General features: G+C 34.2%; 6 protein-coding genes and 2 CRISPR repeat arrays. All 6 genes read right to left on the bottom strand.

Going from position 1 to position 12,599, the window contains the following annotated elements; genetic code table 11:
• Positions 1-67: 67 nt before the first annotated feature.
• A complete protein-coding gene (locus ACGH46_RS03250; protein WP_411604141.1) occupies positions 68-316 on the bottom strand; it encodes a hypothetical protein in 249 nt (82 codons plus the stop codon).
• A 268-nt stretch (positions 317-584) separates the two neighbouring features.
• Positions 585-979: a CRISPR direct-repeat array (repeat unit 29 nt; unit sequence CGGTTTATCCCTATGTATATAGGGAACAC).
• Positions 980-1,433: 454 nt separating this feature from the next.
• Positions 1,434-2,138, bottom strand: a complete 705-nt coding sequence (locus ACGH46_RS03245) for an OB-fold protein (RefSeq protein ID WP_267351439.1) — start codon at positions 2,136-2,138, stop codon at positions 1,434-1,436.
• Positions 2,139-2,411: 273 nt separating this feature from the next.
• Positions 2,412-3,113: a CRISPR direct-repeat array (repeat unit 29 nt; unit sequence CGGTTTATCCCTGTGTATACAGGGAACAC).
• Between the two features lie 576 nt (positions 3,114-3,689).
• Complete coding sequence (locus ACGH46_RS03240) at positions 3,690-4,334, bottom strand: hypothetical protein (protein WP_411604138.1); 645 nt, start codon at positions 4,332-4,334, stop codon at positions 3,690-3,692.
• Positions 4,335-4,373: 39 nt separating this feature from the next.
• Positions 4,374-4,826, bottom strand: coding sequence for a nucleoside-diphosphate kinase (ndk, locus tag ACGH46_RS03235; protein ID WP_411590872.1), 453 nt, complete (start codon positions 4,824-4,826; stop codon positions 4,374-4,376).
• A 15-nt stretch (positions 4,827-4,841) separates the two neighbouring features.
• Positions 4,842-7,073, bottom strand: coding sequence for a penicillin-binding protein 1C (gene pbpC, locus ACGH46_RS03230; RefSeq protein ID WP_411604136.1), 2,232 nt, complete (start codon positions 7,071-7,073; stop codon positions 4,842-4,844).
• A 175-nt stretch (positions 7,074-7,248) separates the two neighbouring features.
• On the bottom strand, positions 7,249-12,348 hold the full coding sequence (locus tag ACGH46_RS03225; protein ID WP_411604133.1) for an MG2 domain-containing protein: 5,100 nt from the start codon (positions 12,346-12,348) through the stop codon (positions 7,249-7,251).
• Positions 12,349-12,599: the final 251 nt, after the last annotated feature.

Raw genomic sequence — 12,599 nt, 5'->3', positions numbered from 1 at the left:
CCGTTAATTCATTCAGTAAACCTTCACCGACTTGATTGATAAGGGTAGTTATTTTGTTCGCCATGGGTTACTCCTTTGCTGATGTGTCGGACTGGTTAGTCAGCTTTCCAACGTTATTTAGGTGATAATGATTTTGGTTGCTTAAGTTGGAATAATTGAGGGTATCGATAATCAGAAAAGAATCAAGAAATTGATGTGATAATGATTGTAAATTGAAATACCAATCATCACGATAATGCCAGAAATTACCATAAATGGGTAATCGGTTATTTGATTGCACGTTGAAACAATCCGAAAACAGCTGCCTTATATCCATATCATTCCTAGAAATTATAGTTTTGTTTTTAGTTATTTTTGAATTTTAATTTTGATAAAAATTTTAAAGTTCTAAATTACATTGTTTTACAATTAAATGCAATTTTTTTTAGCATAATTTAGAATTAAATTAAATGTATAGCTGTGTTAAGTGTTTAAGATTAAGCTTGGTATTCACCACTATTTATTAATATAAAATAGTGTAAATTTTAGGTAGATCAATTATTGAAGCTTTAGAAGAAACCTCAAAAAATGATTTGTCGTTAATGTGGTTTATCCCTATGTATATAGGGAACACGTGATTTTCCCCCGACCCATTTTAAAAATGATCGGTTTATCCCTATGTATATAGGGAACACGGACGTAGATCGGGTCTGAGTCATACAGCACTCGGTTTATCCCTATGTATATAGGGAACACTTCAAATACAAAACATTGAATAATTAAAGATTCGGTTTATCCCTATGTATATAGGGAACACCCGTCTGCGAGATTTTTTGTAATACCATGCGCCGGTTTATCCCTATGTATATAGGGAACACCAGATGCTATTTTTGAAAGCATTTCATCACGGCGGTTTATCCCTATGTATATAGGGAACACAATGTTCGGTTAGTTTCATTGTTCATTGTTTCCGGTTTATCCCTATGTATATAGGGAACACTATTATTATAACTTATTGTTTATTAATTAAAATAAGGAGGTGTAAAATTCTACCGATTTTTTTGATTCTTTTTTGAGCAATTAAGAATTGAGCAATAACAGCTTAAATTTATAATTTAATCAAACTGTTAAATATGATTTATAAGGAGCTTTTTACAATACACGTTCTTGTAATTTTTTTGTCTACCAACCAATTTGCAATCATCATATGTTTGTAATCGATTGGTTAAAAGTTAATGACAAATTACCGTGCATTATACCTCTTTGTATTATTTAATCTTATTGCTCTTTCCATACATATTTGATACCAATTCATTTGTTTATATCATTTAAGTGAAAATATCGTTTAGTTTTGTTTAATATTTTATTATTCTACATAATATTGGTGTAACGTTTATTATTGAATTGCGTAAAACATTTAACTAGCATAGAAAAAAAGCCCTAAAAGGGCTTTTTTATGGTTTTGGTAATGTAAATTTTTTGACCCCATCTTTCGCTTTAGTCTGTGCTAATGTCATAATTTCGATGAAATCTGCTTGATTTTTTTCAAAATCCTCAGCTGTTTTAAATTTCTCTAATGTATTTGGTTTTTGCTTATCGAATTCCCACATTGCTAAATAAACAGCCTCAAGTTTATTTGATGGTTTATCATTTATATTTAATTTATTTAGATCGCTCATTACTGAATTGAGGAACTTATCGAAATAACTATCAGCGGTTACGCAACTTTTCAACGAAGGAAAAATGACATTATTTTTAGAGCCAAGACAAATCATATCAAGCTTAGTTCCTTTATTGATATTCATGGCATCATCTTTATTTTTTAATTCAAGCGAAACATATTCAAATTGATTTTTTCCATTTGCTACTACATAGGGATCGCCTGTCAAACTGGTTTTTACTCCTGATGCAACTGTTTTAATATTAACCAAATTTTTATCATATTTTTTTTCATAAACATATTGATTATCACCATATTCTTTAATTAGCTGTCCGGCATTAACCGTTGGGATTGCATCCATAAAACCTGATTTTCCATTCGCTCTGAACACAGCTATATCATCTTCTATTAAAAATTCAATGATTCTTTTTGCATTTTCATTTGCTGAGACATTAAAACCAATACAAGCAAGGATGGCGCTAAAAACTACTTTTTTCATGTGATATTTCCTGTAACTTAAAATTTATAAAAAGCATAACTTAACAAATTAAATACAACTTTTCAAATTTTTTCAATAATATAATTTGTATTTACCATGTCAGTTAACATCACACATGTCATCGTAATGGTCTGTTGATCCAATTGTTTGGTCACCGTTTTATTGGTTTGGGTTGGGTTGGGTTGCTTGCTTGACCTATAGTGAAATGTAAAAAGCCTATAGTCGGCAGATTTAGTTCACCCTAGGTTAGGTTGGATAGATAACTATATTAGGTGGTTTATCCCTGTGTATACAGGGAACACTGAATTTCGAATTCCTCCGCGATAACTTTACGCGGTTTATCCCTGTGTATACAGGGAACACCCCCGCGCTAAACGTATACTGCGCCTGCACGCGCGGTTTATCCCTGTGTATACAGGGAACACGTTGCGCGTTTCAGTACAGGCAACCAGCCCCCCGGTTTATCCCTGTGTATACAGGGAACACTACGCCAATGAGTACTATGCTGCCATCAATAGCGGTTTATCCCTGTGTATACAGGGAACACATTCAACTCTATGGACAATAACGCGATGTGTACGGTTTATCCCTGTGTATACAGGGAACACCATCGAGGGTACCGACCTAAATATAGATCGGGCGGTTTATCCCTGTGTATACAGGGAACACATGAGATCTTCAAGTCTCCCTATAAAATACAACGGTTTATCCCTGTGTATACAGGGAACACGCTAGTGAGACAACGCCGTCAATCCTCCCCGAGCGGTTTATCCCTGTGTATACAGGGAACACTATAATTTCTCGTAAATTCATGATTTATTTCCCGGTTTATCCCTGTGTATACAGGGAACACCTGATCGTTGTTCACTGAATCACGGATTAAATCGGTTTATCCCTGTGTATACAGGGAACACAAAATCTAATGATGATGACATTATTTAACGCCCGGTTTATCCCTGTGTATACAGGGAACACCCTTATTATAACCCATTGTTTATTAATTAAAATAGCAAGGTGAAAAAATCCACCAAATTTTTTGATGTTTTTTCAAGCAATTAATAGTTAAGCATTATCGGCTTAAATTTATAATATTATCATCATGTTAAGCGTAATTTGTAAGGAATTTTGTACGACATTCTTTTCTGTAATTTTTGTTCGCACCACGCAATAGTGAGTTGATCGGCATATTCCTTAGTCATTTTTCTGTGGCATGGCTTAACTGTGTAAATTTTTGGCTTATTATCTCTTTACTGGGTAATAATCGAGTCCTTATATTTTTATTTTTTAGATGAAATTTAGCCATGTCCCACTTAAAATATGCGTTTTCTCATCTAGATTATTATTATTTATAGAAGGATATTCCTTGTGGTAACAATTACACTATTGTAACGAGTTTTTTTGATTACTATACTCTATGACCCTTTTGTTTTGTATATTTAGTCACATGCCCTAAATTTTAAGGTCAATCTATATTATTCTTTGACCTTTAATAAAAGGTGTTATGCTTTTAGAGGTAACAATAAGATAGCTTTTACTGTTTTCATTGGGGGGTTAATTAAGTTTCTCAATAATTAATTTTTTATATTTATAATCAGTACTAAAAGAACCTTTTTCGTTCCATATAGTATCCGTGACTTTTATGTATAGAATATTGTCATTCCAAACCAAATCCCAAATAATCCATTTTTCTGTTTCGAAACAAAAATTATGCTCTATATGATCATGATTAATCTTATATAAGTCTATAATTGATTTTGATCCTTCATAATCTAAATAAAAGGTAGTAAAATGCGTTTTTGCCTTATTTATATAGGGTATTCCTTGTAAAGTAATGGTATTATTTTTGTTATCCTGAATTTTAACCTCGCTATCTTCATAAGATGAAACTGTAATAATATCCTTATTCAAGGGCTTCCAATAACCATAATAGTCATGAATTTTCATGGATTCGTTATCGTTCAAATTATTTATATAGGTTTTATTATTCACTTTTAGGTATGATTCTGTTTTTATGAATCTTTTATCATTTTTTTCAATCATTGGGTCATAAATTTTTTTCATATGACGGAATTCTTCTGCGCTGCTTTTTTCTTCTATAAAGTTTATTGAAAACTTTTTTAGATTATTAGCTTCACTATTTGTTGTATAACTACCTACCAGAAATAAAAAAATAGATAAGAAAAGGTGTTTTATCATTTTGTTTTAACGCTATGTAATTTGGGGTATATTGGTGATTTATCTTTGTGTATGCGGGGAAACATGGTCGCTGCCGACAATTTCACTGTCCACAAAAAAATAGGCAATTTCTTTTTCAGCTGATGATAATGAGTCAGAACCATGAACGGCATTTTCAGTTACGTTGTCAGCAAAATCTGCACGTAATGTGCCTGTAGGGGCTTTTGATAAATCCGTTGGGCCCATAAGATCACGATAACGTTTGATAGCATTTTCACCCTCTAATACTTGTACTATAATCGGACCAGAAATCATAAATTTAATTAAGTTATTGAAAAACGGTTTTCCTTGATGTTCGGCATAGAAACCTTCTGCTTGTGTTTGGGTCAATTTAAGCATTTTTATTGCAATGATATTAAGATTTGCTTGAGTTATTCGAGTTTCTATTTCGCCCATTAAATGTTTTTTTATGGCATTGGGTTTAATAATTGATAAAGTACGTTCAATAGCCATTGTGCGTTATCCTTGTTAATCTGAAGTAAATTGGATTCGTGTTATTTGTCCACTTTCATCGAGTAATAATAATCGATGTTGTCCTTTTTTAACGATTGTTAATGCGATTTTATCATTATCAGTTGATTGGGCAACAAGTTCTCCATCTAGAAACCACCATTTTTCGCCCACTCCACCTTCGGCAAACAGTTCGATATTTATTTGATTTTGTCCCGGTAGCGATTTAACAAATTGCTGGTTTTTCAATCCGATAATCGTTAGTGTAGAAAAAATATTTTTTTCCATTATAGGACAATCTTTATCGATTGGTGGAATAAGTGAATTTCTTCGCTCTTTCGGTAATAACCAGTTTTCCAGTGCTATAGGCCAAAGTGCTATTGTTTTTTTCTGAGCACCAGCACAATCAGGCGCAACACGTTTTCCTTGATCATTAATCCATACATTTATCCAACCAGTGCGATAAATAGTTTTAAGTTCATTTAATGAATTTTGCGTTGGTGGAATCATGTTATTTAATACCCAAGCCGTTTTTTGACGGTGACAATTATCATCTGTTACAGGTAATATTTGTCCAGTAGGCCAACATATTTTTTCTGATGTGACCGAGTCCGGTTTAACCGAAATTGGTAACGGTCGATTAATTCGATTTTCTTTATTTAATAATATTGAGTTTACTTGTTGCAAAATTGGGGTAGCGGTAATTGCACCATATTGACCTATTACTGGTGTTCCGTCAGGACGACCAACCCATACTCCAATTAAGTAACGAGGATTGATGCCGACAGCCCATGCGTCTCGATATCCATAGCTGGTGCCTGTTTTATAATAAACGCGATTATTATTAATAAGCATTTGTTTTGTGATCCATGCACTACCCTCAGAAATAAACGGTTGATTAATGATAGGTTCATTTTGAGTAAATCTTAAAGGGCTAACTTCACCTTGACGAGCAAAGGCACTGTAAGCACTCACTAAATTATCCATTCTTAACGAAGCCCCACCTAAAATATAAGCGATATTAGGATTGTTGCCTTGTGAAATCAATGGCAACCCCACGCTAAAAAGTTTAGCTGCAAATCGTTTTGGACCATAGAGTTCAATAAGTTGTACTGCCGGAAGATTAAGGGATTTTCGCAGTGCATTTGAGGCGCTGACGGGCCCGTTAAAATCTTCGTCAAAATTAGTGGGTCGATAATCAGTACTTATACGCGGCACATCTTGCAGTAAAGATTCAGAATGAATCATTCCATCATCAATCGCAAAAGCATAGATAAAGGGTTTTAATGTTGAGCCTGGTGATCGTAGTGCTTTAATCATATCAATCTGTCCAAAGCGTTCTTTATCATTAAAATCCGCTGATCCTAAATATGCTTTCACCGTCATATCAGTATGATCGACAACTAATATCGCAAGCGATGTTTTAGGGGGTAACTGTTTTTTGCGGTTTAATACCATATCTTCAAGATGATATTGAAGTGAAGGATCAATAGTTGAATGAATAATTTCATCATTAGGATATTGCTGCTTTAAACGATAAGATAGCAATGGGGCAAGTTGTGGGGATTTGCGAGGATGTACCCACACTTCATCTTGCTTAACTTGCTCAATAATTGCAGGTGTCCAGACATGATATGTTGCTAGGCGATCCAAGACTTTGTCGCGTGCTTGTTTAGCTCGTTCTGGGTATTTATCCGGTCTTAATCGGCTTGGCGCTTGGGGTAAAACCGCTAATAAAGCAGCTTCGCTACGAGTTAACGCACTGGGTTTTTTACCAAAATATGACCAGCTCGCAGCACCAATACCTTCTATTGTTCCCCCATAAGGAGCATGGTTAATATATAGCGTGAGTATTTCTTTTTTACTGTAATGCAGTTCAAGTTGTAAAGTTCGAAATATTTGCTTTAATTTACCTGAAAGCGTTCGTTCATGAGGATAGAGTAATCTGGCAACTTGCATTGATATTGTACTACCACCAGATATAATTCTATCATTATTGATATTTTGCCAAGCAGCACGAAGCAAAGAAAAAGGGTTTATCCCAACATGTTCATAAAAATAGCGATCTTCGTAATTTAATAAAACATCCAGATAATAATCAGGGACTTCATCGAGTTTTACGGAATAACGCCAAATACCATTTTCATCAGCAAATCGCCACAAGGGTGTTCCGTCTTGCGCAACTATTGTTTGAGTAGGTTTATTTTTTGAAATTGATATGGGAAAAAGGTAATCAGCGATGAGAAACATAATTAACCCAAAAAATCCGAAAATGAATAGCCAAATAAGAAGTTTAAAAAGGCGTTTTATTATCTTCATTGTCATTATCTAATTTCAGGAGTTAACAGAGATTTTTACACAAAAAACACCGCCAATTTTATTTGGCGGATGTTTTAAAGATTATTAATTTAATGAGTTTATACTACTAATCATTTTTAATTTTAGGTTGAAATATTGTCATCATATCTAGTGTTTGACCAATCGCAAATCTTTCCGGACGATACATTGATTCAACAAATGGTGAAGGCACCATATAGCTACCTGGCGTTACTGCTCTAACTAAATAAGCCATACGTTCACCGTACAAATTTCTGCCGATATAATTTTGGATATCAACAGCCGCTACGTACCTATCATCACGATATTGCTGATAACGAATATGACTACTATCTTGATTATTGAGTAAATTGGCTAACCCAGGAATAGAATCTAAACTGACATTACTGCCTATAAGATTTTGATTTTCCAATTCTAATCCAGCAGGTAAGAAATCAACAATTAACGCATCTTGAATTCTTTCTCGCGATTTTACATCTAAGATGACAAGCATCATTGTACCCACTTTTACATCTGTAGGAATAATAGGGTTGCCTTTCATATCATAATAACTTCGACTGATCCTTAAGATGTTCCCATTTGATGTTGGTGCAGGTGCTGTTTTAGCATAACCTGATACGGTTAATTTAATATATAGCGGTTTATCATTTTGTGGGTTACTGATAGTTAATCCGTGATTTATATCGTTAAAATTAAAATTACGTTTAAATGACCCACTAGCCGAACTGACTTCATTATTCACTGCTACTTTAAACTTCTGTGTGCTTTTGCTTTGTTCTAACGACCATCCCGCAATAAACAGTGAATTTAATTCTTGCGTTGATAGATAACGTTTGTCACTTAATAAATCAGATAATTTAAATAGATATTCAGTTTGCAAATTCGTACCAATTTTATTTTCAACAAGAATAGCTAATACTAAAGCGTCATCACGAAGTTCACTACCGTAATCACCATAATAATTAATGTCGTTTTCGTAATTTGTATTTTTCACTTCTTCCATCAAAGCTCGATATAATTCTTCATAACCGGTAAGTTTTGCCGTTAATGCTAACTGCATTATAGGTAGTGGAGATAACGCTATGTTGTTGTCTATAATTTTTCGAGATAGATTTTTAATTTCATTACGCATTATCGAAGTAATTTTATCTTGTTTTGCCATTAACATTAACGCATAAGCTTTTATCGAAAGCTCTACATGATCATATCTATCTGAATTTTGATAATAATATCTCATGTTATCAAGAACTGAAGAGGAATAGATATACTCTCCAATTCGTGTCATCGCTGAATTGAGTGCTTTATCATTCACTTGATAACCTCGTTCTTTAGCTTGAAGTAGAAAATCAGTAGCATAGACAGTAAGCCAATATTCCTCATTACTTTCACTACTCCAAAGACCAAAACTACCATTGCTTCTTTGCATTGATAAAATACGAGAAATCCCTAATTGAACATTTTGACGACGTTCTTCATCCGAGTCGGTTTTGATGCCTAATGCAGCTAGCTGTTCACTATTAGCATATAAAGATGGAAATAAGCCACTTGTAGTTTGTTCCAGACATCCATAAGGATACGCAAACAATTCTTTGATATATTGGGCAACATTTAACGGTGGCTGATTAGAAACAATTAATTGAGCGCTAACAGTATTATCAATTAAATTATCTAAATTAGACGGGGATAGCACCCAACTTTCACCTGCATCAATTGCTTCAACATAACTTTTGTAAGTTGCAGAATAGGCAGGCCTGACTCCTAATTTCCATGAACGGTTGATTTTATAATCCGATCCATCATTCAATTTAATTCCTGTTATGGTGACTGTTATGGTTCCTTGACCATAGCCGTAATCAGCAATAATAGGGATTTGAATAATATTTTTCTGCTTTGTATCAAGCTTAAGATTGATAGATTTCGATTCCGTTTGATAAACCAGTCCTGAGGTTGCGACATCAATTTTCATGGTTTGAGTTGTATCAGTCAAATTATGGATATCTAATGCTAATTCAGCACGATCTCCACCTGATATGAATCGAGGAATAGACAATTCAGCAATCACAGGAGAAGCAACAATCATCGCTTGCTCAGCTTTACCAAAGCGGTTGTCATCCCATGCTTGCGCCATTAAACGTAATTCTCCATTAAAATTTGGTAATGCTAACTCAACAATTCCTTCACCATCTTCATTTAATTGGATCGTTTTGAGTTGTTGAGCAACGATGTTTACTTCCGTTAATGGTCTTTTACCGCCTGCGGCTACCGCATCACCACCAAAACTCATTTTAATGTTTCGTCCTTTTGCCTCAATTAACTTGCCGTATACGTCATACTGATCAACATCATATCGTTTACGTCCTAAAAATGAGGTATAAGGATCGGGCGTTGCAAAATTAGTTATATTCAACACGCCTGCATCTACCGCAGAAACTAAAACTGTTACGGTCTGATCTTTATTAATTGCTTGTTTATCCATTCTTATTTTAATTGGAATGGTTTTTTCTGGCTCGGTTTTATTCGGTGCGTCAATCTGGATATTTAATTGACGATTTGACGTGTCTAACGGTAAATAAAGCAGACCAACCGCCCGTTTAACCGTTTGTACTTCAGCATTCGTCGATGGTCGGATAATCATTGCATTTATATAAATATCGTGACGTTTCCAATCATTAATTGGGATTTCAACTTCAAGACCTTCATCGTCAACGGTAATTTCTTTTTTCCATAATGTTCCTTCGTTGGTTTCAAGTGATATGTAACCTGAACCGGCAGCCGGCGCTTGTACGTGTACTTTTGCTGTATCACCAACCGAATAAAATGCTTTGTCTATACTCAATTTTACCTGATCTGGACGCAAATTATTTGTACCTTGAGTATTATCTTCCCAGTCATAGCCAGCCCAAAAACGAATGTTACTTACTACATTGGTATTTGGATCCACAATTTCCATTCGATATGCCCCATAATCATCAGGTTGATAGCTGACTTTAGCTGTAGCGTTTTCATCAATGGAAATCCTATTTTCTGAAACAACAAACTCTTTTAAAGTTGAATGTTGCTCCCAACCACTTCCATCAGACCAAGACCAATAATAATTTCGACGCTCACGCACTACACGGGCTATTAAATTATTAGTAGCGAGTTTTTCACCTTGCTTATTCACGTAAGCAACTTCAAACTCAGCTAATGCGCCAATGTCAACAGTTGGACGCTCACTATAAGTATCCATCTGCCAATTGTAATAAGGTTCGTCGCTAAATAAAGTACGTAAAGCGGGAAGTTGATTTGCTGGCCAAATATCTTGAGTTGCATAACGAGTAACTGGTCTTCCACCCGAATCCAATAAACTTATATTTGTCACGATTCTAATAGGTTTTTTTACACGAGCCCACTGATCTGCACTAAGCTTGATTTCTGTTTTACCATTATTATCCAAAGTTTCATCAATTTCGGACAACTCAGTATAATCTGTCTCACCTTGAACATTTCCGATTTTAAAATCATTTAATCCCTGAACAGTTCTTAAATTTTTATAATAGTTCCTACCATTCAATTTATTCCCAGAAGCGGGTGCACCATAGAGATACCAACCTTTTATACTAAATTCCACGTCTTGATCAAATGATATAGGTTCATTAGAAGGCGCTTTGATTTCCATTGCCATTCTTTCGGGCAGGAACTCTTCTACTTTAAAATAAGAAAAACGATAGTTGTCATCACCGACATTAATACGAAGTGACCATTTACCTGTTGGCGCATCATTTGGTATCGTGAACTCAACTTGATATAAACCATGCGTGTCTGGTTCTTTTTTTACGTAACCACTTGCTATAACATTATCGTCAGAAGAGAGCACCTCAACCATGATTGGTTGATCAGGTAATTGTTGTCCGTCAGCATCACGTAATAATGCGTTAAAATAAACCTTTTCACCGGGACGATATAAATCGCGAGGCCCAAAAATAAATAATTGTTTTGAATAAAAAGTTGAACCAGATAGATTAAAGTCCGTTAAATTTAGGGCATTACGATTAATGGTGACAAATGAAGTCTGGCTTCCATCATCGGCTGTTAATAAAGAATAATTAGATCCTTCTGGTAATGTGATCTCAGCAAAACCTTCATTATTCGTTTGGAATGAAAGGGTATTACAATTATTATTGTTGTCATTTGAGGAATTAACACAAAGTAGCGATAAATTTATGTTTGGTAACGGTTTGCCATTATCTAATCCATGAGTCATCACCAATAATTTACCATTGTTGTAAGCATGAATAGCTATCCCAATATTACTGATTGAAAATAATGTGGCAGGCAATTCATCATTATAAGATCCAGCTTTATCCATTATTGCAAGATAAATGCCTTCTTTATTTATTTCTGAAAACTTAGATAAATCCAGTAATAATGTTTCTTGAGTATTTGGTTTAGGATTCAGATCAAACCTTGAAGAAAAAGATAAATCCATATATTCTTCAAAATTTTGTGAACGCCAAGTATAATAACGGTTTATAAATCCGTAATTCGTAATAAATTTAGCTAACTTTTCTGGTTTGATTCGATAAAAATTTATATCGACTTTATCAATATTCAGTGTCGTAACCGGTAAACCATTCATGGATTTGCTGGGTAATAATACTCCACTACTTGAAAAAGCGATAAAAGGCTCACGATTTTGGGTATTAATTTCAATTTGATATACTGAGGATAAACTCTTATCATTGATAGCAGATAGCATTTTATCAATGGTCAAAGTTAACTTACGATTCGGTTCAAGGAATCGATGCCTTAATTCCAAACCGTTATTTGAAAGCTCCCATGCGCCATCAACCGTTCCTTTTTCCTTATCGACAAGTCTTAGAAGATTGGAAAAATTGAGTTTAGGGTTAACCGGAACAGAAAACGTAACAACTAAAGTACTCGAACCATCAAGTATCATTTCTGAGGTATCAAGGACAGTAAAAGGGTTATTTTTATATTTTTCTTTTAACTCAGGAGTAACAGTAAATATACTTTGAGTTTGATTATTTTGATTCGAATTAATCTTTGAAGTATTGTCATTGACAGATTGAGCTGTTGTCTGACTATCTTTGTTTTCATTAGCTATCGATGAAGATTTATTATTATTATCACAACCGATTAAAACCAAAATTAAGCTCAACACGCTTAACCCTTTAATAAAGCTCATTATTTTTCACCTATTTTCTATTCCAAATATTACATTATCAACATTTTTCGATTATCTATATTATGCACTGCCTAAAAACGTTTGGCAAAAGTTGTTTTTAAAGACAAAGCCACTCCTTCGACTATGTCTGATAAAAAAATTATCTTTTATTAAAACATATTGTTAATAGAAATCATTGCCATTAGATGAAGAGACAAAACTCATTTATTCATGAAAATAAATGAGTTTTGTAAATAGTGGAAGGCGCTTCG

The organism is Gilliamella sp. CG22, assembly GCF_046635725.1.
Lineage (GTDB): Bacteria > Pseudomonadota > Gammaproteobacteria > Enterobacterales > Orbaceae > Gilliamella > Gilliamella apicola_I.
The sequence above is the reverse complement of the archived record's forward strand: the minus strand, read 5'-3'. Positions and strand labels throughout refer to the sequence as shown.